The 23,314-nt window shown below is 42.0% G+C and carries 19 protein-coding genes and 2 pseudogenes; 13 read left to right on the top strand and 8 right to left on the bottom strand.

Annotated features, from left to right (window positions below; translation table 11 throughout):
* The first annotated feature begins 87 nt into the window (after positions 1-87).
* A complete protein-coding gene (locus tag BV375_RS07235) occupies positions 88-417 on the top strand; it encodes an XRE family transcriptional regulator (protein WP_086758783.1) in 330 nt (109 codons plus the stop codon).
* 22 nt (positions 418-439) lie between these two features.
* On the opposite strand, the gene BV375_RS07230 is transcribed toward BV375_RS07235, so the two are convergent.
* Entirely contained in the window at positions 440-958 is a 519-nt protein-coding gene (locus BV375_RS07230; RefSeq protein ID WP_086758781.1) for a GNAT family N-acetyltransferase, read from the bottom strand.
* A 3-nt stretch (positions 959-961) separates the two neighbouring features.
* Positions 962-1,270 carry a DUF1778 domain-containing protein gene (locus BV375_RS07225; protein ID WP_086758779.1) on the bottom strand — a complete coding sequence of 103 codons (309 nt, stop codon included), beginning with the start codon at positions 1,268-1,270 and terminating at the stop codon, positions 962-964.
* A 54-nt stretch (positions 1,271-1,324) separates the two neighbouring features.
* On the opposite strand from BV375_RS07225, the gene BV375_RS36665 reads away from it, so the two are divergent.
* Positions 1,325-1,462 (top strand): hypothetical protein, encoded by a 138-nt coding sequence (locus BV375_RS36665; RefSeq protein WP_166507401.1) that lies wholly within the window; start codon positions 1,325-1,327, stop codon positions 1,460-1,462.
* Between the two features lie 69 nt (positions 1,463-1,531).
* Here BV375_RS36665 and BV375_RS07220 read toward each other — a convergent pair whose 3' ends face one another.
* Positions 1,532-3,148, bottom strand: coding sequence for a mechanosensitive ion channel family protein (locus tag BV375_RS07220; RefSeq protein ID WP_086758786.1), 1,617 nt, complete (start codon positions 3,146-3,148; stop codon positions 1,532-1,534).
* A gap of 534 nt (positions 3,149-3,682) precedes the next feature.
* Here BV375_RS07220 and ahcY point away from each other — a divergent pair.
* A complete protein-coding gene (gene ahcY, locus BV375_RS07215; RefSeq protein WP_086758777.1) occupies positions 3,683-4,960 on the top strand; it encodes an adenosylhomocysteinase in 1,278 nt (425 codons plus the stop codon).
* Between the two features lie 112 nt (positions 4,961-5,072).
* Here the strand turns inward: ahcY and BV375_RS07210 are convergent, their stop codons facing one another.
* The gene (locus BV375_RS07210; RefSeq protein WP_086758775.1) at positions 5,073-6,188 is read right to left on the bottom strand and encodes an XRE family transcriptional regulator; all 1,116 of its coding nucleotides are present in this window, start codon (positions 6,186-6,188) and stop codon (positions 5,073-5,075) included.
* A gap of 237 nt (positions 6,189-6,425) precedes the next feature.
* Between BV375_RS07210 and BV375_RS35825 the strand changes: the two genes are divergently transcribed.
* From BV375_RS35825 to BV375_RS07200, 4 genes are all read left to right on the top strand, one after another.
* Positions 6,426-6,728, top strand: a complete 303-nt coding sequence (locus tag BV375_RS35825) for a hypothetical protein (RefSeq protein ID WP_143842022.1) — start codon at positions 6,426-6,428, stop codon at positions 6,726-6,728.
* A gap of 60 nt (positions 6,729-6,788) precedes the next feature.
* The gene (locus BV375_RS36660) at positions 6,789-6,956 is read left to right on the top strand and encodes a hypothetical protein (RefSeq protein ID WP_166507400.1); all 168 of its coding nucleotides are present in this window, start codon (positions 6,789-6,791) and stop codon (positions 6,954-6,956) included.
* A 160-nt stretch (positions 6,957-7,116) separates the two neighbouring features.
* Complete coding sequence (locus BV375_RS07205; RefSeq protein WP_086758774.1) at positions 7,117-7,521, top strand: DUF1308 domain-containing protein; 405 nt, start codon at positions 7,117-7,119, stop codon at positions 7,519-7,521.
* A 3-nt stretch (positions 7,522-7,524) separates the two neighbouring features.
* Positions 7,525-7,827 carry a DUF3349 domain-containing protein gene (locus BV375_RS07200; RefSeq protein ID WP_086758772.1) on the top strand — a complete coding sequence of 101 codons (303 nt, stop codon included), beginning with the start codon at positions 7,525-7,527 and terminating at the stop codon, positions 7,825-7,827.
* 25 nt (positions 7,828-7,852) lie between these two features.
* On the opposite strand, the pseudogene BV375_RS07195 reads toward BV375_RS07200, so the two are convergent.
* Positions 7,853-8,422, bottom strand: a pseudogene (locus BV375_RS07195) (response regulator transcription factor); the annotation flags it as partial.
* A gap of 194 nt (positions 8,423-8,616) precedes the next feature.
* Positions 8,617-10,446, bottom strand: a complete 1,830-nt coding sequence (gene thrS, locus BV375_RS07190; protein WP_086758770.1) for a threonine--tRNA ligase — start codon at positions 10,444-10,446, stop codon at positions 8,617-8,619.
* 712 nt (positions 10,447-11,158) lie between these two features.
* Here thrS and BV375_RS07185 point away from each other — a divergent pair.
* Positions 11,159-11,476, top strand: a complete 318-nt coding sequence (locus BV375_RS07185; RefSeq protein ID WP_086758768.1) for a DUF2605 domain-containing protein — start codon at positions 11,159-11,161, stop codon at positions 11,474-11,476.
* Positions 11,477-11,858: 382 nt separating this feature from the next.
* Entirely contained in the window at positions 11,859-12,176 is a 318-nt protein-coding gene (locus BV375_RS07180; RefSeq protein ID WP_086758766.1) for a DUF2973 domain-containing protein, read from the top strand.
* A 225-nt stretch (positions 12,177-12,401) separates the two neighbouring features.
* Here the strand turns inward: BV375_RS07180 and BV375_RS07175 are convergent, their stop codons facing one another.
* Together BV375_RS07175 and BV375_RS07170 are read right to left on the bottom strand one after the other, a co-directional pair.
* On the bottom strand, positions 12,402-14,693 hold the full coding sequence (locus BV375_RS07175) for an amylo-alpha-1,6-glucosidase (RefSeq protein ID WP_086758764.1): 2,292 nt from the start codon (positions 14,691-14,693) through the stop codon (positions 12,402-12,404).
* Between the two features lie 589 nt (positions 14,694-15,282).
* Positions 15,283-15,973, bottom strand: a pseudogene (locus tag BV375_RS07170) (glycosyltransferase).
* 1,497 nt (positions 15,974-17,470) lie between these two features.
* Here BV375_RS07170 and BV375_RS07165 point away from each other — a divergent pair.
* The 4 genes from BV375_RS07165 (at position 17,471) to BV375_RS07150 (ending at position 22,994) form a co-directional block, all read left to right on the top strand.
* On the top strand, positions 17,471-19,480 hold the full coding sequence (locus BV375_RS07165) for a DICT sensory domain-containing protein (protein ID WP_086758762.1): 2,010 nt from the start codon (positions 17,471-17,473) through the stop codon (positions 19,478-19,480).
* A 129-nt stretch (positions 19,481-19,609) separates the two neighbouring features.
* Positions 19,610-20,029, top strand: a complete 420-nt coding sequence (locus BV375_RS07160) for a photosystem I reaction center subunit II PsaD (RefSeq protein ID WP_086758760.1) — start codon at positions 19,610-19,612, stop codon at positions 20,027-20,029.
* A gap of 114 nt (positions 20,030-20,143) precedes the next feature.
* A complete protein-coding gene (gene trpE, locus BV375_RS07155; protein WP_086758758.1) occupies positions 20,144-21,655 on the top strand; it encodes an anthranilate synthase component I in 1,512 nt (503 codons plus the stop codon).
* Positions 21,656-22,373: 718 nt separating this feature from the next.
* Positions 22,374-22,994, top strand: coding sequence for a pentapeptide repeat-containing protein (locus BV375_RS07150; protein ID WP_086758756.1), 621 nt, complete (start codon positions 22,374-22,376; stop codon positions 22,992-22,994).
* Positions 22,995-23,314: the final 320 nt, after the last annotated feature.

Genomic DNA, 23,314 nt, shown 5'->3' with positions numbered 1-23,314 from the left:
TTGTTTTTTGACCTGTATTTTTTCATGCTTACATTATTTGTGCAAGAGGTCTATTTTTTGTGAAATGGGATTACAGGAGGAAGAGCAATGACCAAAGGGAAAATCTTACAAAGTATATGGGATAATTTGCCGGACGACCGCAAGGAGTGCATACAGGCGCGGACGGAAAAATTAGAAGTGGAATATCTCACCTTGCAGGAGCTACGAAAAACCGCAGGATTGACACAGGCGGAAATTTCCAGAAACTTGGACATGCCACAGTCGAACGTTTCACGTCTGGAAAGAGAATCGGATATGTTACTTTCCACTCTCCAAAACTACATTGCTGCGATGGGCGACAGTCTCATTATTACCGTTGAGCTTCCAAATAAGCCACCTATTCGCCTCAACATGCTAAGTGACCTTGTAGACAGTTAGGTTACGAACAAGATGATCCAAGCTACCCAACTCCAAACGCTTGTAGCGCATCTGCGATCGTTACCATGAGGGTCATCGGTGCAACAGGTGAGGGGATAAAACCGCATTTCTCATAGAATTGCTTCGCTTCAACAGAAATAGCATGAACAAGAATCGCCTTAATTCCGGCAATCTTTGCTGCTTGGAGGGTACGAAGCACTGCATCACGCACTAGAGCATAACCAAGACCTTGCCCTTGCCAATTAATATCCATCGCCAGCCGGCCAATGACCATTACGGGAATCGGGTCTGGCATATTGCGTCGGACTTTACCAGGAGCAGTGGTATTGATGATACTACCGTTTGCCAAACAATAATAGGCGATCGCTTTCTTGCCCACTGTTACCACGTAAGTTCTGGAAGCTCCGCTAGCTTCGTTTTTCAGGGCACGTTTTTTTAACCACTCATTGAGTTCGGCATTACCAGAATCAAAATTTTCTAATTGATGCTCTGCATTGAGAGGTTCTGGAGCCTGAATTTGTTGTTCTTGAGAGCCTGTCACGCCCTACTCCCCCACACTCTGTTCCCACGGCGCTTTCTTGGTGAGCAAGTTCTGGAGGTTGGCATTGGTGGCTGGTGGCTGATCCAGTAGTTCGACAAATTGCTGAAACTTTTCATCATCCAGCATAAACAGCCGCCGATCTAGCAAAACCGCTTCTGCTTCTCGACAGGCAGTCTCCAGCATGAAATCAGAACGGTTCTTGCCAAGGGCTTCTGCTGCCCGGTCAATTAAATCCCGTTGTCCCTGTTGTGCCCTAATGTTGATGGTGACATCACGGTTTTGATGGTTGAACGATCCTGTTTGGGGCTGCATAAATCACTTTCTTTTCTTTGTCCACACAATGAATATACAAATTTTGTATATACAATGCCAATACAAAATCTGTGGTCACAGGTATTAGCCAGAGAGATTAAAGGCGGTTTTGCCCTTGCAAATGCGCTAGCAGTGCATCACTGGGCTGCTTTTCAGCTAGCCACTGTTCGGCCTCCTGCTGGAGAATCATGAGAAACATCTATTTGTCATTGGTCACTTGTATTTGCAAATGACAAATGACCAATGACAAATGACTAAATACTAATTAGTTTTGCCATTCTCCTGAAGTTGCTGTAATTGTACATCATTGATCCAAATTGCCTGCTGAGGTACAGGAATGCTGATTCCGGCTTGGTCAAAGGCGACTTTTAGACGGCGGCGATACTCTCGCGCTACATCCCATTGCTTGAGAGGCTGTGTCTTAATCCAGACACGAATAATTAAACCGCGATCGCCAAAATTATCAACACCCAAAACTTTAGGTGTTTCTACAATTTGATGTTGCCACAATGGGTCTTCATCCATCTGCAAGGCAATAGTAGTAATTAGCTTCAAAACCTCGTCAATATCAGCCTGATAGTCTACTGGAATCGTTAAATCGGCTCTCGACCAACGACTGGAAAGATTAGCAACGATTTTAATTTCGCTATTGGGAATCGTAATTAGGCGTCCTTCGGAATCACGGACTTGAGTCATCCGTAAATTGAGATTTTCAACTAAGCCCCCCACTGTTCCGACATTAATCACATCGCCTAAAGCATACTGGTCTTCGAGGATAATTAGAAAACCGTTAATCGCATCTTTAATCAGGTTTTGCGAAGCTAGGGAGACTGCTACACCTACTAAACTCGCTCCCGCTAGTAAGGGAACAACATCTATCCCCAAGGCGACTAATGCTAGAAAAAAGCCAACCGTCACAAAGGTAATAGTTGCAATACTTTTAGTTACACCCGAAAAGGTAGAAACTCTCAGTTGCAAACGTTCGGAAGTTTCCGAAGCAAATAAAGCACCACTGCTGATGAGAGTTGAGGTAAAGCGGTCAATCAAAGCATAGCTAAAACGGATCGCTACATAAGTTGCCAATGCCACAATCCCCAATCTCAGGGGAATTTGGGCTGCGGAGAGAATTGCTAATTGCAGGACTCTTGTGTAGGGAAATAAACCCAAGATTGTGAACGTACCACCTCCCCAAATTCCAGCTTGAGTTAGCTGAAACAGTCGTTTCTTGACTTCGTGTAAATGCTGATGTTGCCGTTGATTTAGTTGAGTGGTAATTGGTTGCGTTTGTCGAGAAGTCGGGGGGATAGGATGCAAGACATCATGCTGAGAACGGCGCTGCCAACAATATACACCCCAACTTGCCAGAATCATGGACACTGCGATCGCCGCAGCTATTTTACCTTGATCAATTAAATATTGAGTGTTGCGTTCTCGTTTTGCCCGTTGCAAGGACTCTTGCAATGTATCTACTATTTGATTTGCTGAAAGTGTTGCATCTTCCTCTCGCAGTCTCGCGTCTTCGGAAGTGACGGTCATCAAGTATTGACCGTTGATGGTAATTACAGGTGCTTCTTTGACTTTTTCTACCTGTACATTAACTGTTTGTGCAGATGAACGCAGGTAATTTTGGCTAATTTCATTCAAGTTTTGTTGAATGTTTTGCGATCGCTCTGGAAAAATAGCTCTTGTTGCTGCTATCTGAAACAATCTGCGACCATCTAAATAAATCCAGCCAGTGACAATTCTACTGTCTGAATCTTTACTCACACTACTAGGAGTTGGCAAGTTAGGTAAAAAGGGAATTTGGGCTGTAGCCTTTGGAACAGATCCAACGGCGATCGCCATTGAACCCACAAGCGCCAAAAATTTAAAGCGCACTCCAACACCTCCTTGCATAAAATCTCTTGTTGACTACCTCCAAAGCCATCCTCCTCAATAAATTTCAGTAAATGTACCTGTCTAAAGTTAAGTCAATCCCTTCAGGTGAGATATTCTAGACCTTTGGTTTTTTCTATCTTTAGGCAGATGTCATGATACTTGGTTTAGTTTTGGTAATAGCTACAGGAGTTTTTGATATTACTCTGATCAAGGATAAATGAAAAATGAAAAAAGTATAAAGTAAAAACTCAGTACACATCTGGTAGTAGGTGACCGAAATAGTACTGAGTGCTGAGTACTAAGTGGGGATCTCACTCATTACTCGTTACTCGGTACTCCTGAAGTGACAGCAGTTTTTTGAGAATTCAGACTGAGCACCTTCAGTTGACATTACTGCGATCAAACGTCAAGCTAGTTGACAGAATCATCGACTTAGTGTTTGGTGATTACAGCCAAAATTGGCAAGTCGTGGAATAATCTAGTAGAGTACGTAAAGTCTACGTACCTTTTTTGACTTTTTAGAGGACATTTTTGATGACCGCAACTTCTCCCCGATTAAAGCACGAGGTTAAAGACCTCGCCCTAGCTCCCTTGGGAAGACAGCGCATTGAGTGGGCTGGACGCGAGATGCCAGTTTTACGGCAAATCCGCGATCGCTTTGCTCAAGAAAAACCCTTTGCAGGGCTGCGGCTAGTGGCTTGTGCTCACGTGACAACAGAAACAGCACATCTAGCGATCGCGCTCAAAGCTGGTGGTGCAGATGCAGTTTTAATTGCTAGTAATCCCTTATCAACTCAAGACGACGTAGCAGCTAGCCTCGTTGTCGATCATGAAATTCCTGTCTTTGCGCAAAAAGGCGAAGATAACGAAACTTATAACCGCCACGTCCAAATAGCTCTCGACCACCGCCCCAACATCATTATTGATGATGGTAGTGATGTGGTTGCCACTCTCATTCAACAACGTCAACATCAAATTGCTGATTTGATTGGCACCACTGAAGAAACTACAACCGGAATTGTGCGGCTACGCGCCATGTTCAAAGATGGCGTTCTTACCTTCCCCGCAGTGAATGTCAACGATGCTGATACCAAGCACTTCTTTGATAATCGCTATGGTACAGGGCAATCAACCCTAGATGGCATTATCCGCGCTACAAATATCCTGCTGGCTGGTAAAACCATAGTCGTTGTTGGTTATGGCTGGTGTGGTAAAGGTACAGCACTCCGCGCCCGTGGTTTGGGTGCGAATGTAATTGTTACCGAAATCGACCCCATCAAAGCAATTGAAGCTGTGATGGATGGTTTCCGCGTTCTACCAATGGCAGAAGCCGCTACCCAAGGTGACTTGTTTATTACAGTCACAGGTAACAAGCACGTGATTCGTGGCGAACATTTCGACGCGATGAAAGACGGCGCGATCGTTTGTAACTCCGGTCACTTCGATATTGAACTTGACCTGAAATACTTGGCTGCTCAAGCTAAAGAAGTCAAGCAAGTACGTCCCTTCACCGAAGAATATAAATTGCCAAGTGGCAAATCAGTCATCGTTTTGGGCGAAGGCCGCTTGATTAACCTGGCTGCTGCGGAAGGACACCCCAGCGCCGTAATGGATATGAGCTTTGCCAACCAGGCTTTGGCTGTTGAATACCTAGTGAAGAATAAAGGTAAATTGCAACCTGGTTTACACTCAGTTCCTAGAGAAGTGGATGAAGAAATTGCCCGCCTGAAATTAGAGGCTTTAGGAATTCACATCGATACCCTCACAGCAGACCAAATTGAGTACACCAATTCTTGGACTTCTGGAACCTAAAGTTAACCCTGAAAATTTAGGGTTGCAGATATAACTTGATTTTTTACTGGGATGGGCAAGTTGCCTATCCCATTTTTATTAAGTAGTAATCATGAACTGCTTATATAATTCTCTAGATAGTGTATGTAGCAGCTTCGTCTCCTAATGTAAGAATTTTCTGTCGCGCTTCTAGGAATTGCATAATTGTTTTATCAATTTGATTAAGAAAATCAGCCGACTCTTCTTTGGAAATTTTATTCGTATTTAAAGCTATCCAGACAAGATTCTCGTAACGTTCGTTTTCAGGAAAATCAGATGAATCAAGCGCTGGAGGTAGTTCAATAGAACGCTTTAAAGAAGCATTGTATTCTTTTTTATAGATAGCACACAACTTTGCTTGCTCTTTGCCATAATCTATAATTCTCATCTCTGCAAGGCGTTTAAGAATTACTTGATAGCTAACTCGAAAATGACGTTTTAACTTTTTTATTTCCTTTGTATACTGGTAAAACCGTTCAAACTCTTTTTGAGGGACGAGAAGATAACTAGCAAAATAATCTGCCACTTTTTCCTCTATTTCTGTACCCTCTCCCATCACAGCTTGGTTATACTCACTACGATGACAAATGAGATGACCAAGCTCATGTCCTAATGTAAATAACTGACGTTCAATACTAATTTGATAAGTATTGATCAGAACAAAAGCACCTTTATCTGGAACGCAAAGGCTCAATCCAAAAAAGCCAGGTATTGGGATTGGTTTACGTAGAACCTTCAATCCTACTTGTTCAACTGCCTCAAACAAGTTAAGAATAGGCCCGTCTCCTAGTTTCAAGTGATAACGAAATTTCTCAGCAATCTCTTGGATATTTTTGTCATTACCCTCTAGTTCATGGCAGGGAAAGCTTTCTGGCACGTATGGACTAATATCAATAGCTCGTTCTAATGTTGCATATTTTTCTAATAATCCCAGGACATTTGTTACAAACTCTGGCTTTTCATTAAAAGAGTTACTAGTGTGGTACTTCAAACTGGATGGGATAGCATTTTTACTCTTTAACAAGTCGTCCAATGTTACGCTCAGAGTCTGAGCAAGACTTGCAAGGGTTTTGCTGTCTGGCAAAGTTTTAGCTTTTTCGTAATTACTGATACTTTGGCGTGCGACCCCTGCAAGTTCAGCCAATTTTTCTTGAGAAAGTTTTGCTTTTTTGCGATAGTAAAGCAGGTTTTTAGCAATGTTCTCCTTCATAGCCTTATAATTTTCATTCTCTTTACCAAAAAATTACATTTTTGTCAATTTATATTGAAATCTTGTTTATATCTTACAGTACAAGCATACCCTTGTATGTCATCAGTAATTGACAGATTAAGTAGAATAAATGGTAAAAAAAAGAAAATTGTCAAAATTTATTGTCTACTTTACTTGACATTTAATTGGCGCAGGTATTATAAATATCCAATCCAATTTACAAGAAAGGAGTAAAATATGACAATCCAAATAGGCAACTACCTTTTTGAGGGTCCTTACTGGGATATCAATGTCCTCAACGAGCAGTCTGGAGTCTATACCATTGTTGACTGCCACAGTAATGGTAGTTCCTATGTCCTTGATGTGGGTGAATCAGATAGTGTAAGGACACGAGTACAGTATCACAACAGAAAGGCCTGCTGGACAAGGAATTGTCGAGGCACTCTTGCTGTTGCAGTCTACTATACTTCAGAGTTACGGCGAATGAGGATTGAACAGGAACTAAGAGCGCAGTATGCTCCAGTTTGTGGAATCCGCTAACATTTTATGTCAACTTAATTTGACATCTTAATTGTACATGACAAAGGAGGTGATATAAAGATGGCAAAAAATACTAGTCATGGCTACCGTTGGGGTGCTGTAGATAAACGCAGCCAAACTTACAACCCTAAAACTGAACAATGGGTCAAGCGTAATGTTGAAACTGGACAGTTTATGGATGTCAAGCAAGATGGCAAACCCTTCAAAGGTGTAACTAAAGAAGACTAAGCTGGATGTTTAGATTTTTAAGTGTGGTGAGGGGTGATGTTCAAGTCTTAGGCAAGAATACACCTCTTTCTTGCTAGCGATTCTCGTCCTTATTAGATTTCAACTTATGATCGTTTAGAGTTGTTTAGTTAATAAAACACAACATTTTTGACGCTAGAGCGTGATTAATCTCGATACCAACACTGCGATCGCATTTGTAGCCGAAGGTTCTACCATTCGCTATCAACTACGGGTGTTTGTCCAAAACCAACAACTGGTGATGACGCAAACTGCTATCGATGAGTTTGTCAACATTATTAAATATTCAGGTGGTGCTTCGGAGCAGACAAGAGCAAATCGATTCCTCAATCAAATCATTATCGTGTCCGATAATCCTTCAATCGCTGCCCAAGCATTACAGCCAACGCGGAGTTTAGACCCCAACGATATAATCATTCTAGGCACGGGCGATCAAATGGGAATCGTCACCATGACGGCTGATGCAAAAGCGATTCGAGCTGCCAGCGCCCAAGGCGTTGATTTTAACGTCTATCTTCACCCACCCTATCCATTGACAGGTAGCTGAATCATGCAAAAAACAATTCCAGCCCATCTCGTCAGTACCTATCACTTGCTTGAATGTGCTTTCCCTCAAGGAATCGCAGAGCAGGAGTATATCCCGCTGTTGTCGATTCTCTGTGAGAATATGTCTAATCGCAGTTTAGCTCGAGTGATTGCTGAGTTTACTGGCAAAGAGTATTATGCTGTTCTCAACGATGTATTCCGAGTTGGAGCGCTAAACATATTTCCATCTGAGGTCGAAGAAGTTCTTAATAGTGTTAAACAGAAATTGATTCACTGCGATTACGAGAAGTGGCTAATTGAAGGTTAGTCGCGTTGGTAAAGGGCACCAAGGACTACTCTCGCAGTGCATAACTAACACTACGCACTGTGTGAATTAAACGTTTCTCACTATTTTCTTCTAATTTCAGACGCAAGTAGCGGATGTAAACTTCGATAATATTAGAATCACCCATGAAATCATAACCCCAAACTTTCTCTAGAATTTGGTCTCTAGTAAAGACTTGGCGGGGATGACTAAGTAGGTACTATAACAAGTCAAACTCTTTGGCTGTCAACTCAATTGCGCGTTTACCTCGAAATACTTGACGAGTGCGACGGTTTAAACTTAAGTCTTCAAACTGCAAAACATCCTCATCTGCTTCTTGAGTGCGGCGAAGATGAGCGCGGATTCTGGCTAAAAGTTCTTCAATGCTGAAGGGTTTGACTACGTAATCATCAGCACCTGCATCTAAACCAGCGACGCGATCGCTCACTTCATCTTTTGCTATCAACAAAATCACTGGGATTGAGTTACCAGTTGCACGCAGACGGCGGCAAATTTCTAAACCCGAAAGTCCTGGTAGCATCCAATCAAGCACCGCTAAATCTGGTGATGAGTCTCGTGCCAAAGTCAACTGGGTAATAATTTCTGCGGTGTCGGCTACTTTCAAGCCTCGACTAAATTTTCTCGATTACAGATAAATCGTATTGTACATCTTCAATTGAGCAATCCATAGGGCAGTCGTTGCAGAAGAGATTGGACTTGCGCTTTTCTGGTATTCATAGCTAATTTTTCTTTAATTTGTTTGTCGGCTGGGTAATCCCAGCCGACACTTTGCTAGAAGTTCTCGAAGTTTGCGATCGCAGTCTGCAATTTATCCACAACCTCATCTACAGCAATAGCGCCTAATTCCCCAGAAGCGCGAGTACGAATACTCAAGGTGTTGCTATCTACTTCCTTGACTCCCACCACTGCCATTACGGGTATTTTATCTTTCTCAGCATTGCGGATCAATTTACCCAAGCGATCGCCACTAAGATCGACTTCAGCACGAATACCCAAAGCACGCATCTTCGCTGCCACATTTTGAGTAAAATCTATCTGTGCTTCACCAACTGGTAGCAATCTGGCTTGTACTGGCGCTAACCATAAAGGAAAATCACCCGCATACTCTTCAATCAAAATCCCAATTAGCCGTTCGAGCGAGCCAAAAGGCGCACGGTGAATCATCACTGGACGTTGGCGGGAACCATCTTCAGCAACGTACTCTAAATCAAAGCGTTCTGGCAAGTTGTAATCTACTTGCACAGTTCCTAATTGCCATTCTCTTTCTAAAGCATCACTAAAGATAAAGTCGAGTTTAGGTCCATAGAAGGCTGCTTCCCCAATTCCTTCAAAATGTTCCATTCCCAACTTTTCAACAGCACGGCGAATTGCACCTTCGGCTTTTTCCCAAGCTTCATCAGAACCAATGTACTTATCGCTAGCAGGATCGCGGAAACTGAGTCTGGCTTTAAAGTTCTTGAGTTGCAGTTTATTGAACACCGACAAAATCAAATCCACCACACTGAGGAATTCGTTGTCTAGCTGTTCGGGAGTAACGAACAGGTGAGAATCATCCACAGTAAAACCGCGTACCCTAGTTAAACCACCCAATTCTCCTGATTGTTCGTAGCGGTAAACGGTACCAAATTCTGCCAAACGCATTGGTAGTTCCCGGTAGGAACGCAATTCACTCTTATATATTTGGATATGAAAAGGACAATTCATCGGCTTCATTACAAAGCCATTTTCTAAAGCCGCAGCTTCTTCATCCTCCGCCATTAAGGGGAACATATCTTCTTTATACTTCTGCCAATGTCCAGAGATTTTAAATAAATCTACTTTGGCGATATGAGGCGTGACTACAGGTAAATAACCGCGTTTTAGCTGTTCCTTTTGCAAAAAGTCTTCTAACAGACTCCGCAACAGAGTACCTTTGGGAGTCCACAAAGGTAAACCCGGCCCCACAAGGTCAGAAAATATAAATAATCCCAGTTCTTTACCGAGTTTGCGGTGATCTCTTCGCAGCGCTTCTTCTTTACGCCGCTTGTACTCTGTAAGTTGTTCTGGAGTTTCCCAAGCGGTGGCGTAAATACGTTGCAGTTGAGCTTTGGTTTCATCACCACGCCAATAAGCGCCAGCTACGCTTTCTAATTCAATTGCTTTTGGGTTGATCGCACTGGTGTTTTCTAAATGAGGCCCCGCACACAAATCCCACCATTCATTCCCCAAGTGGTAGATTGTGATTGGTTCTTCTTTAATATCTGCCAGAATTTCTAGTTTGTAAGGTTCTTTAATTTCCTGAATCCGGCGTTCGGCTTCTTCCCGACTGACTTCTTCCCGAATTACTGGCAATTTGCGATTAATAATTTTTACCATCTCTTTGGTGATGGCTTTTAAATCTTTATCACTAAATGGTTCTGGATTATCAAAATCATAGTAGAAGCCGTTATCAATCCACGGACCGATTGTTACTTGCGCCTTAGGAAACAGCTTTTGTACGGCCATAGCCATCACATGGGACGCGGTGTGGCGAATTTTTTTTAAATTTTCCGATTCGCTGCTACGAGGTAAATACATTTTTTCAGATTGTTCTGGTTGGTTGGGAACTTGATTAGGCGACATCGGCTGCTAAACCATTGGCGAAGTGATTGCAAAAGTAATTTATCAGTTAGAGTTCTGAAAAATCTACCCAAATATAACATGGGTGTATTTGTCATATTAATAGGCTTTTACCTATGCTAAATGCACTCTCACATCTTTGATCGCAGAATGGTTTTACCCATTTGTAACTACTTTTTTACCAATGTTTAATCAGCCTCAACATGAGTATTGATGAGTTTGCTAGTGGCTGTCTGAAACATGGTTTTGATACTTAGACATACATAGCTTTTCTGCATCGCAAGTCATTTATTAGCCAATGCGGAGCATTTTGCTGTGCAGCCTTCTCCAACTATAACGATTTTAATTACTGCAAGTTTGGCTAAAGATTTTAACTATAAAAGCGAATTTCTAAATTAATGATTGAGTAAACTTGTGTGTTGCTTAGATAAAATACACATTTCTCAATATATTATTTTAGTAAACGATCTATCTTTAGACTGAATTTTCTCTACAACGATCGCAGTTGACTTTTAACTGCATTTATAGTTACGCCGCTTTAAACACTATACCTCAGACAGCTATCCGCATCTCGTAACCAAACGCTAAAATATAAAAAAGTATCATACCATACAGAAATTCTGATTTATCTAACTCACGAAAGAACAAAAAAGGATGTGAAGAATTGTAAATAAAGTTAATATTAGAAAGAAACTTAGAAGTATGCTTCTCATTTATGCGAGACTCAAATTTACCAGGGGCTGAAGTGCTCAAAAGTGTCTTAGAACCGCTGTTGGAGGATTTTCAGTATTGGTTTGCGCGATCACGTAACTTTTTGGAAACCGAGCAACTCTCATTTATGAGTGAGCAAGAGCAAAATGACTTGCTTTTACAAATCAAGCAAGCACAGGGTGAACTCAACACGGCGAAGATGATGTTCAGTGCAACTGATGGACAAGTTGGGATTGATATGGCGACATTAATGCCTTGGCATCAATTGGTAATGAAATGCTGGAATGTGGCAATGCGTTTCCGTCAAGAACAAGATGTGTGAGAATGAAGTTTTTATTAATTAAGTTCGATAGACTTAAATTAATAAGAGCAAATCGGTATCTAATACAGCCTGCGCGTAAATAGACAAACCATCAAAATCATTGAAAAGCTTACTTTATAGGCTTTTTAAATTTTGAATTTCCTATAACGGTATTTAGATTCTCTCGAGAGTACACAATCCTTAATAAAATTTGAATAAACCAGAAAAGAATGTATACCATGCTACCGTATTTTGAATAACGGTTAAAGCATTTCCTCTCATAAAAAAAATAAACGTACAAAGAGTACGTAGATTTCTCGCTATAGCTGTAATTTAAGTTACTAGCGAAGCGAAATATTACAGTAAAAACTTTTAAAACTCGCTTCCTCTGGAGGACAATCCGATGTTACACCTACTTTACATTCTTGCTTTTACGATCCTTGCTGTTATTGCTGTTGCCAATTTAATTCGCAATCTGATCATGTTCAGTTTTGATCGAGAGCGGACTTATCCGGCAATGAATCATCAGAACAAATTTGGCTATTCCTCATCAAACAAGCAGTTTGCACCACATCCAGAGTTATTAGATGGTGCAGGTAACTTAATTAAAGAGCCATTATTAGTGATGCGGTCAATTAACGTAGAAGATGCCCGCCAGCAACTAGATGCTTTGTATGAAGCGTCTCCAGGTCGTAAGGTTGAGAATCAGGAAGAAGGATAAGTCGGAGTACTAAGTCCTGAGTGAAGAATAAATCAAGATAATAGGGTGAAGAAAGAAGGAATTTGGATCTTCTTTCTTTTTTTATTTCGCTTCCCTGGGGGACGCTACGCGAACGCGTGTCAATTGTCAGTTGCCATTTGTTCTTTATCGGTGAACTTGCCGAAGTGGAAAGGGGACAAAGGAAGGAAGAATTAATCTATGCCCAATGCCCCATTACATTAGTGATTAAGCTTCAATCACCACGCGCAGATTGCCCCGTTTTTTAGCAACACGACAAGCAGTTGTGCTACCAGAACGCTCAAATTCCAAATCTAGTACTGTAGTACCAACTTGCAAATTGTGAAAGGACAAATGATTAATCGACTCTGGCAAAGCGGGGTCGATGATTCGCAAACAGTTATTTTGCGCATCAGGGACGAGATTGACCATCATTTGCAGGAGTTGGAAGACACTACCAGTAGCCCAAGCTTGAGGAGTACAAGCCACTGGATACTGTACAGGAGCATTGTCACCGTTACGTTCGTAACCACAGAATAGTTCTGGAGGACGTTGATATGGTTGCTGGCTAGTCATATCAAACAAACCTTGGAACAGTTCCAGGGCTTGATCTACTAAACCAAGCGATCGCAATCCCATCGCAATAATGGCGTTGTCGTGGGGCCAAACTGAACCGATGTGATAGCCCATTGGATTGTAGGCTGGAGATAAACTACTCAAAGTGCGAATACCCCAACCATTAAACATATCTGGTGCCCGCAATCGTTCTGCTACACTGTAGGCTTTTTCGGGCGTAAAGATGCCTAAATGTAAACAATGACCAGGATTTGAGGTAATACTATCTACCTGCTTACCATCACCATTTAAAGCTAAAGCACAAAAATCTTGGTCTTCCATCCAGAAATCTCTATTGAAACGAACCTTGAGATTTCTTGCCTCTTCTTGCCAGCGGTCGGCTAAATCTAGACGCTTTTTCATCCGCGCAATTTCTGATAGGCGCATTTTTGCGGCATAGACGTAAGCTTGAACCTCACAAAGTGCGATCGGTCCGCTAGCTAGCTCTCCCTTATGGTCTACAATACAGTCGCCAGAATCTTTCCATCCTTGGTTAGCCAGACCGCGTTTAGATTTACGGTAGTAGCTCAAGTAGCTAGCTTGTCTGGTATTGCGGTCAATCCACTCCATTGCCGCTAGGGCATTAGGCCAAAGTTGTTCTAAGGTTTCGTGATCGTTTGTCCAAGCATAATACTCAGCATAGAGCATCAGCCACAGAGGTGTGGCATCAACTGTACCATAGTAGGGTGTATGAGGAATTTCTTGACAACGCGCCATTTCCCCCAACCGCAACTCGTGTAAAATCTTGCCTGGTTCTTCTTCACGCCATTCATCCTCAATTTTGCCTTGGTATTTCGCTAGCAGCATCAGAGTTTCTTTGGCAATTGTGGGATTTAACATCAAAGTTTGGGAAGCTGTAATGATTGAATCTCGCCCAAACAGTGCCGAAAACCACGGTACTCCTGCCGAAACCGTCTTATACTTACCAAAGGATTGGCGCAACAAATACATATCTTGTTCAGCTCGTTCAATCACTCGATTGAAAATGCTTTTATCTGAGCTAATCCGGGTTATTTGTTGTACCCAGTGTTGTTCTTCCATTAACTCAGCGGCTTTCGCTTGTGGTAAAGTGATCGCTGCACTCACGGTAGAACTAGGCTGATTATTTCTCAACAGATTCACCCGGTAACCCAATTTTTGGGTTTCGTGAGGAGCCAACTCTAACTGCCAAACCGCTGTGTAACCCTTAAAGTAATCTGGTTGCCGATGCTGAAATTGGATACGAGATTCCATGACTAAGCTATCTAAGCCTTGATAAGCCAGCGTTAAGAATTCGTCCCGTAATAGTAAAGGCTGAATTGGTATAGATGAAAAGCCGTCACCTTCTTGGGATGTTCCTTCTTCAGGTTGCGGTTCCACTAGGCGTAGAAGTCTACCCCGATTGTCTCTGCCATAGCCTCGGACTTCAAATAAATCAACAAAATCTGCATCAAAGCTGATACTAAGTTCAAAACTAACGTTAGTTGTGCTATAATTAGCTACTTCAATTTCTTCAAACAGTGCCCCATTGAGTACCAGTTCCCGGCGAATCCCTACAGTATCAGCCCTCAGGCGTTCATCAATCCTGGGGTTAGTACATAGCACTGAGAGGGCAAATCCTTTTTCCGCAGTACTGCTGAGTAGCACAGGCGATCGCCCCTCAATCTGCAACTCTAGGCGGCTGAGAAATCTTGTATCGCAGCAAAACAGTCCCATACTAGGGTTGCCATCATTCAGGGAACAGCCAGAAATGTTCCCCATCGTGTCTGTTACCAAAAATAAATCATCATCTTTAACTGTCAGTGTAGGTTGTGGTCTTTCACTTAGAACACAAGGCCACTCCGGGATAGGTAGTTGTTCAGCGGGAATATAAGTTTTTCCGTCCAAGAAAATTTTTTCCGGTGTCATCAGTATATCCGGTGTCATTAGGCAACATTCCGTGTACAGGTCTAGATTTTCGCGTAGGCGGTAGTCCGCCGCAGGCATCGCATCGGCGTCAACAAGAAAAAACTCCCAGCGGAGGCTTACTCCAATCTAAAATTTGGGAAACAAGACGCTCTAGCAAACTTAGTTGAGCCATTCAAGCCAAAATAATACTTACATACTCTTGGCAAAAGGACAGCTATTAAATCTACAACAATCAAATATAGAGAAATTTAAAACTTACGCAGAACAAATCCCCTAACCCCTATTAAAATCGAGATTTGAGGTTTTCCCTAGAAAAATAAGGATAATCTAGGCTTTGGGTTTTCAGTGCGTCAGTTGCTAAACTTATATTTTTTAAAGTTTTATGAATATAACGTCAAGTCTAAAAAAATGCAATTTTTATCTATTTTAGAGCTTATTTAAGCTTAAATCTATATTGAACTAAGAAATTTTAGTTAGAGCACAAGAATAGTGGTTTTTTCGCCTGTAGTGAGCTTTTATCTTGCCAAGACATAAATTAGAAGGCGAAATCATTAAATAATTTCACCTTCTGATTTAGAGACTTAGGGATTATAAGTGTAATTTATCACTATAACACCATATTGTAAGCGCGCTCATACTCATCAGTCATCGATTTGACGCTAAATCGGCTAACAACATACTCCCGACAAATCTGACGGTCTAGTTTTATCGCATCTGGAATGACTTCAATCATTTTTTCCAGAGAATGACATACAAAACCAGTTTTTCCATGAGCAATGACTTCTGGTACTGCGCCTAATCCCATACCAATTACAGGTGTACCTGTTGTCATTGACTCAATCATCACCAAGCCAAAAGGCTCTCGCCAAGTAATTGGGAACAAAGTGACACTCGCTCCCCCCAGCAATTTTACTTTTTCTTCGTGAGAAACTTCACCTAAATACTGAATCTGTTCACCATCGATTAGCGGTTCAACTTCTTGTCGATAATAGTCCCGATCGACAACATCAATTTTGCCTGCCATCTTTAGATTTAAACCAGCGGCGCGAGCAATTTTAATTGCTTGCACTGGCCCTTTTTCTGGAAAAAAACGACCCACAAATGCCAGGTATGCAGGTTGTGTCGTTATGCACTGAGCAAAGATTGGCTTTGGTAATCGAGTCACCAGACGTGAATAAAGTTACTTCATGACTACGCCGAACTAATTCATCCGTGAGTAGCTGGACAATTAGTTCTATACCACCATAACGAAAGGGAGGAACACGCTCCCATAAAGGGGAAATTTGGGCAATTCTCATGTTTCACCTAAAAATTTAATAATCGGCATATCAGCCCAGGAAATCTAACGACAGAAAACTCATATTTTCAAAAAAATTGGGCAAATATTCCAAGGTTTATGTTTACTTTGTATTCAGCATCAAGCTTGAGCAAAGTAAACTGCATCTACGAGAAAATTGAGGTGTTGGGGAATGTTTATTTTGGCTTTTGTGGAAAATTTATCGGAAATTAAAATGATTTTATTCCCCGTCAATGCTTTCGCCGACTTAACTCAGTAGTTATTGCAGACTTAAACCACATCTATTTTGAGAACCATAGTTTTAAAAGTAGTGGGAGCATCTTGCTCCTTGCTCTTCGTAGCAGGCTTTCTAGCCCGCACTACTCCAGGTTTCAAAATGGACGAGGTTTAACTACTTTCAGCGAAAGCCTGGAATTTGAGATTTTTCACATAGCTTAAAAAAGATTTTAAAGTTATTTTGTTTTGATAAAGATATATTAAAAGAAGTTGCTATATTTAGCAATAGACTTCATCTATATATACACTTTATCCGCAATAAAACTTATATTTAGCAAATATTTTGTGCACAATATTACATGATGATAATTAAGCTTTTCCCATCTTGTGAGAAATAAAACTACCAATGATTGTAAATAGTTATACATAGTTAAAAATTTTAGGCAAATTAAAGACTTGGCTAACTGATACTTAATGCTGACAACATAAAGTATGAAACAAAAACAAGCTATAAAAGAAGGGCAAAGAACCAAAAATTCAAAATTTCAAACCCTACGTACTAAAGTTAGATTGGAGTAGTAGGACTGCACCACAGGAAATTTGACTATTATTTAGTCACTACTAAAGTACTGAAATAAAGAATGAAGTGTTTGCTAATAACTTATTCGCTCGGCAAAAATTGTGTAGTGGGCTACTAGATTAAATATTAAAAAATACTGCGAAAAAATTTTATAAGATTAAGTAATTTAAACGCTCAAATTCCAAATTAGGCAGCAGTTATTAGCCGCTTTGTAGATTGGGAAATATTTTGATAAATCACGCAATTCTTAAGCGATTTCCCAGAAATCGCAGATATTCATCAGTACCTCATTTTGGACATTTAACCAACTTTTTATCTAAAACTTAGTTTCTGACTGATGGTGGATCTGGTCGAGAATGTATATTGGGCTTAATAGCCTATTACTTTGAAAAATTACAATGCTAGAAAATGGATAAACAAGACTTGAGTGAAGAACAAAGCAATTGTGGCGAACGGCTAAATCAAGGCTATACACACAACACTCTAGTGTACAAACAATGCATAGCCGTCTTTGGGCTATTTATAAATCAAGCTATACATGCTCCACTTAGGTGGTAGCAAAGTACTGCATCTGCTGCTAAAAGTCTATTTCATGATTCTTTACATATTGCAACTGTCTACTTGATTTTAGAGTCCGTTGTAATTTGTACAATGCAGCTGTGACTTGGATATTATCCAGATTGGGCTTCCTTAACGATATTCATGAGCATTTCGACTTCCGTGCTGAGTGATCTGCTACAGTTCCTCCCCTACCTACGACCCCAGCTATATTTCAAGGCTTCACTAACAGCGCTCTCCCATGCGATGGAAGACCAGGTTTTGGCGGCGACTTTAGTCCAGCCTTTGGTAATTGCTAGCTTCCAACGAGAGCGGTTTTACCGCCAAGAAGCGCATCGCTACCAGCGGCTATCCGAGCGAAGTAGCCAAATATACGTACTATCTGCACCAGAAACAGATTTTACTAATAGCTCGGAATATTATGAAAAAATAGCTTTTGAGCCAGATGATGCCTTGAGCCAAGAATGGCATTTGGTAGTAGTTGCAGACAACTATGCGACTTGTCTTGTGTGTCGGGAAAGCCTAGGCTCGATTGCCAAAAATAAGCAAATTCCCGATTTGATTCCTAGTCTGGATATGGATACAGCACGAAGGTTTGAGGGAGTTTGGACATCAGAACGAGGAGTCAGCCTGAAAGCAGCCCAATTACTACTAGACAGGATTGTAATTTACAGACCAGATCTGGCAGACAAAGTTGAGGAGGCACGCCAAAGGTTTGGCATCGGAAAACCGAGAATCTACTTAGGAGCAGAACAGAGCAGCGAATATGCTTGTGACATAGATACCGATCCCTTTGTGCAACGCTTAGTGACTTACCTACAAGCTAGCCAATACAAATTGCACAAAGCCTATCGTTCGATTACAGCCCAAGCACGTAAAGAACGCTTAATCAACTCAATTAGTACTGCCATTCGGCGATCGCTCGATCCCCATGAAGTACTTCAGATAGCAGCACAAGAATTGGGGCAGCATATGGGGGCTGGGCGCTGTTTAATTTACCGCGCTCAAGCTACAGAAGCCAAAGCCATTATTGAACATGAATTTTTGACTCCAGGGGTGTTATCTGTGTTAGGGCAAACCTGGGAGTTAGAGCACAATCCTTTATTTCGGGAAATAGTAAAACTTGGTGAAGGTGTCTGTTTGAGCGATACCTTAAGCGATCCTTGGGTTACCAATTCGACAGTGCTGTCTGCAATCGCCAAAAAGTTCGCCATTCGTTCTTGGGTGATGGAACCAGTTTTCTATCAAGGGCGATTGCTCGGTATAGTAGAGCTGCACTATTGCAGTATGCCGCCTCATGAGTGCCAACCTGGAGAATTGGATTTGGTCAAAGCGATCGCCACCCAAGTGGGCGCGGCTTTAATTCAAGCAGAAGCCTACGCTAACCTAGAAGAGCTTAATCAGCAGTTAGAAGCCCTTGACCGCACCCGCAGCAACCTCATAGCGATTACTGGGCACGAACTGCGCACTCCCCTATCTACCATTCAAGTTTGCCTAGAAAGTCTAGCCAGTGAGCCAGATATGCCCCAGGATTTACAGCAGGTAATGCTGGAAACTGCTCTTGCTGATTCAGAACGAATGCGGAAATTAGTACAAGATTTCTTGACACTTTCCAACTTGGAAAGTGGTCGGGTGGAATGGCATCCTGAATCTCTGACTTTACAAGAGTGTGTGGATCTAGCACTCAGCCGGATGCGAACACGCACCGCAATCGAAAAGCCACCTAAGATTACAACTAACATTGCCCAAAACCTGCCTTTAGTCAGGGCTGATGGCGACTGGCTAGTAGAGGTGATCGCCAAGCTTGTAGACAACGCTTGTAAATTTACACCATCACAGGGAGAAATCAGCATTCATGCGACTCGCAACGCCCAGCAGATGGTTGAGGTCACAGTGGCTGATACAGGACGGGGTATCGAACCAAATCGTTTAGAAATAGTCTTTGACCGATTCTATCAAGAAGAAGGAGCGCTAAGACGTAGCACAGGAGGCACCGGTCTGGGACTAGCAATTTGCCGCCAAATTGTCAACGGCTGGGGTGGTGAAATTTGGGCAGAGTCAACTGGTAAAGACCAGGGTAGTCAGTTTCACTTTACTGTCCCTATAGTGCAGAGCAGCCCAGAGGAAAAGCGGTCAAGGATCAAGCGGCGATAGTCAATGGTTAATGGTTTTTGACAAATGACAAAGCACAAAGCACTAAAAACTGTTACAGTCTATAACGCGATCGCAACATGATCCATTTGGCGGTGTTAGGATGCCCTAAAAACGTTGAGAGACTACTTTATGGCAGAAGCACTTTCTGGACAAACTCCGCTATATGCTGGCAGCACTGGCGGCTTGCTCGCAAAAGCAGATAGGGAAGAAAAGTACGCTATCACCTGGACTAGCCCTAAACAACAAGTTTTTGAACTGCCTACAAGTGGTGCTGCCACTATGCGGCAGGGTGAAAACCTTTTGTACTTGGCTCGCAAAGAGTATGCTATCGCTTTGGGCGGTCAACTGCGGAAATTCAAAATCACAGACTACAAAATTTACCGGATTTTGGCCAGTGGAGAAACCACTTTCATTCACCCGGCTGATGGTGTCTTCCCTGAAAAGGTAAACCCAGGTCGTGAGAAAGTACGTTACGTACCACGCAACATCGGTAGTAACCCCAGTCCAGCAAAACTCAAGTTTAGTGGTAAATATACTTACGACGCTTAGCTCTCTGCGCTAGGGGTTAGAGAATTAGGGATTGGGGCTTGGGAGTTGGCTATTTCCAGTCTCATTCCCTATTTCCTGTCCCCTAGTAATTAGTTCTTAAAATTTAAATAAGGTATGATTTTTCCCGATTTTTCGCACTTTTCTCAACTAGCTTCGCAAGGCAATTTCATTCCGGTATATCAAGAATGGGTAGCAGATCTAGATACACCAGTATCTGCTTGGTATAAGGTCTGTGCTGGTCAGCCTTACAGCTTTTTGTTGGAATCTGTGGAAGGTGGGGAAAAACTGGCACGTTATAGTTTATTGGGTTGCGATCCGCTGTGGGTGTTGGAAGCAAGGGGTAATAGTACAACCCAAACACATCGTGATGGTTCCCAAATTGTGTTTGCAGGTGACCCCTTTACAGCTTTAGCCAAATGTTTGGAACCTTATCATCCAGTCAAATTACCACAGCTACCACCAGGAATTGGTGGATTATTTGGCTTTTGGGGCTATGAATTAATTAACTGGATAGAACCCCGTGTGCCAATTTATCCACAGGATGAAAGAAATATTCCGGATGGGTTGTGGATGCAGGTAGACCATCTGTTAATTTTTGACCAGGTGAAGCGCAAAATTTGGGCGATCGCCTATGCGGATTTACGTGACCCGGAAGTAGATTTACAGGCGGCTTATCAACAAGCGTGCGATCGCGTCACCCAAATGGTCAGCAAGCTATCTCTGCCTTTGTCACCAGAGAAAACTATATTTGAATGGACACCGCCAGGTAACAAGAAAGCAGCAGCAGAAGAATACAGCAGCAACTTTACTCGTCCCGAATTCTGCGCCAGCGTCCAAAAGGCAAAAGACTACATCAAAGCTGGGGATATCTTTCAAGTCGTCATTTCCCAGAGATTATCTACCCAATACACAGGCGACCCCTTTTTGCTTTATCGTTCTCTGCGCCAGATTAATCCCTCGCCTTACATGGCTTACTTTAACTTTCAGGATTGGCAAATTATCGGTTCCAGCCCAGAAGTAATGGTAAAAGCAGAACGCGATCGCGATGGTGAGGTAATAGCAACAGTCCGCCCAATTGCGGGAACACGTCCACGGGGTAAAACCAGCAAAGAAGATGCGGCTTTAGCTGAAGATTTACTTCAAGATCCTAAAGAAGTTGCTGAACACGTCATGCTAGTTGATTTAGGACGGAATGATTTGGGGCGTGTTTGCCAAAGCGGTAGTGTGAGAGTTGATGAATTAATGGTGGTGGAACGCTACTCCCATGTTATGCATATTGTCAGTAATGTTGTGGGTAAATTAGCGTCTGATAAAACAGCATGGGATTTACTGAAAGCTTGCTTTCCTGCGGGTACAGTTAGCGGCGCACCCAAAATTCGAGCGATGGAAATTATCCACGAGTTAGAACCTAGCCGTCGCGGTGTTTATTCTGGTGTTTATGGTTATTACGATTTTGAAGGGCAATTAAATAGTGCGATCGCAATTCGCACAATGGTAGTACACGATCGCACTGTAAGCGTGCAGGCTGGTGCGGGTTTGGTGGCTGATTCCGAACCAGAGAAAGAGTATGAAGAGACGCTGAATAAAGCCAGAGGTTTGTTAGAGGCGATTCGTTGTTTACGGTGAAAAACACGCGCAAAGACACAAAAAGTTTCTGAGCTTTTTTGGATTTTGGTATTTACAGCGGATTTCAAGTTGATGAAATAGAGATCCTCAGCCTCAAATACAAGTATCAAGCCTGTGATAAGCTAACCTGCCTTTAAGTTGCATAATCCTTAACCTCAGAAAGACGCGGCGACGCGGATAAAAGGAGACGCGGAGATGCAATTTTAATGATTATTAGCTTACTTCTGTATTCTAGATTCAGACATCTTTATTCTGCTACAAGCCAAAAGAAGTCCTAGTTGTCAAACACAAGACTTCAAAAAGTTATATCTCATATAACCAAGAATTATTAAAGGATAACTGAGAAGTTATTGCTTATTTGTAACATAATTGTTATATTTCTTTACATAAAGACACACAATTCAATATGAAGCGTTACACCATTGCGTTCTGAATAACTATGCAGTTGAGCGTGTGATGTATGCCAAGTATGCATTATGGTCTGGAACCGACCTGAAGAGTGATGTAGCGATCGCTATCTCCTCACGCTTCAGCAAAACCCTTATCGTTGCTGTGCAAAGGAACCTGTTCCATAGGTAGAGCGAGCGCGGATTGTGTAAGTAGTTTTGAGATTGATGCGGAGAGTTCCAAAGTCCCATTAAGAGAGCTATTTACGCCAATTTCAATTGGATAGTGTGTAATTTTTGGATGATAAATAAAGATTTGGGAGGCAGGCTTAATGGATGCTGATGAACTTCTCAAAAGCTATCGTGCAGGAGAGAAAAATTTCACTCAGGTAAGCCTCCACTCAGCCAATCTGAGCGAGGTGTATCTACCTGGAATCAATTTGGCTGGTGCTAACCTGGCTAGAGCAAGTTTATCTCAGGCTAACCTGCGGGGGGCAAACCTGATTGAAGCAAATTTGACAGCCGCGTCTCTGTGGAGAACTGACTTAAGTAGAGCAAATCTGATCTGGGCAAACCTGAAGGCTGCTAACTTGATTCGGGCAAATCTTACTAAAGTTGACCTGTACAAAGCTTCTTTAATGAAAGCAGACTTGCGCCTAGCAAATCTGCGTCATGCCGACCTCAGCGGTGTAAATTTGTCTGGGGCAGACTTGCGTTATGCCAACCTCAGTGGTGCTTTTCTGGCTGGGGCAAATCTTAGGGGTGCAAACCTGACTGGAGCAAACTTGAGCAAGACAGACTTAAGTCATACTATTCTCACGAAAGCCATCTTATTCAAAACCGATCTCAGTTACGTTGATTTTACAGAAGTAGACTTAACTGATTTGGATTTACGCTACTGCCTTGTTAGCGGAGAAATCTCATCTGAACAAGGTTTGCTCGAAGCAGGTTGAGCGTTGCCGTAAGTTCATTTGAAAAAAATAATGCGACAGATATTTTGTAGAGACGTTAAAGATAACGTCTCTACAGCTATGTGGGTGCGATCGCCTAATGACTCTTACATCTTCACAGAAAAAGTCAAAATTTTGATATTTAAATAAGTAAAACTAATCATTAGTATTACTTTTACAAAACTATTATAACTTGATTAACTTTTGTAAAGCAGTGTAAAGTAAGTTTACAGACACAGACAAACCTTGTCTGATTCATAAATTACCAATCGCAATCATAAAACCATGACAGCAACTCTACAACAGCGCGCCAGCGCCAACGT

This window comes from Nostoc sp. 106C (genome assembly GCF_002154725.1).
Taxonomy (GTDB): Bacteria; Cyanobacteriota; Cyanobacteriia; order Cyanobacteriales; family Nostocaceae; genus Aulosira.
This window is presented reverse-complemented; position numbering and strand designations above follow the sequence as displayed.

What these genes read in the sequence shown, in the direction of transcription:
- BV375_RS07200 (WP_086758772.1), top strand. Translation starts at nt 7,525, where the DNA reads ATGCAAAAAACAATTCCAGCCCATCTCGTCAGTACCTATCACTTGCTT.
- BV375_RS07225 (WP_086758779.1), bottom strand. Translation starts at nt 1,270, where the DNA reads ATGCAGCCCCAAACAGGATCGTTCAACCATCAAAACCGTGATGTCACC.
- BV375_RS36660 (WP_166507400.1), top strand. Translation starts at nt 6,789, where the DNA reads ATGGCAAAAAATACTAGTCATGGCTACCGTTGGGGTGCTGTAGATAAA.
- BV375_RS07180 (WP_086758766.1), top strand. Translation starts at nt 11,859, where the DNA reads ATGTTACACCTACTTTACATTCTTGCTTTTACGATCCTTGCTGTTATT.
- BV375_RS35825 (WP_143842022.1), top strand. Translation starts at nt 6,426, where the DNA reads ATGACAATCCAAATAGGCAACTACCTTTTTGAGGGTCCTTACTGGGAT.
- BV375_RS07175 (WP_086758764.1), bottom strand. Translation starts at nt 14,693, where the DNA reads ATGACACCGGATATACTGATGACACCGGAAAAAATTTTCTTGGACGGA.
- BV375_RS07185 (WP_086758768.1), top strand. Translation starts at nt 11,159, where the DNA reads ATGCGAGACTCAAATTTACCAGGGGCTGAAGTGCTCAAAAGTGTCTTA.
- trpE (WP_086758758.1), top strand. Translation starts at nt 20,144, where the DNA reads ATGATTTTTCCCGATTTTTCGCACTTTTCTCAACTAGCTTCGCAAGGC.
- BV375_RS07160 (WP_086758760.1), top strand. Translation starts at nt 19,610, where the DNA reads ATGGCAGAAGCACTTTCTGGACAAACTCCGCTATATGCTGGCAGCACT.
- BV375_RS07235 (WP_086758783.1), top strand. Translation starts at nt 88, where the DNA reads ATGACCAAAGGGAAAATCTTACAAAGTATATGGGATAATTTGCCGGAC.
- BV375_RS36665 (WP_166507401.1), top strand. Translation starts at nt 1,325, where the DNA reads ATGCCAATACAAAATCTGTGGTCACAGGTATTAGCCAGAGAGATTAAA.
- ahcY (WP_086758777.1), top strand. Translation starts at nt 3,683, where the DNA reads ATGACCGCAACTTCTCCCCGATTAAAGCACGAGGTTAAAGACCTCGCC.
- BV375_RS07210 (WP_086758775.1), bottom strand. Translation starts at nt 6,188, where the DNA reads ATGAAGGAGAACATTGCTAAAAACCTGCTTTACTATCGCAAAAAAGCA.
- BV375_RS07150 (WP_086758756.1), top strand. Translation starts at nt 22,374, where the DNA reads ATGGATGCTGATGAACTTCTCAAAAGCTATCGTGCAGGAGAGAAAAAT.
- thrS (WP_086758770.1), bottom strand. Translation starts at nt 10,446, where the DNA reads ATGTCGCCTAATCAAGTTCCCAACCAACCAGAACAATCTGAAAAAATG.
- BV375_RS07165 (WP_086758762.1), top strand. Translation starts at nt 17,471, where the DNA reads ATGAGCATTTCGACTTCCGTGCTGAGTGATCTGCTACAGTTCCTCCCC.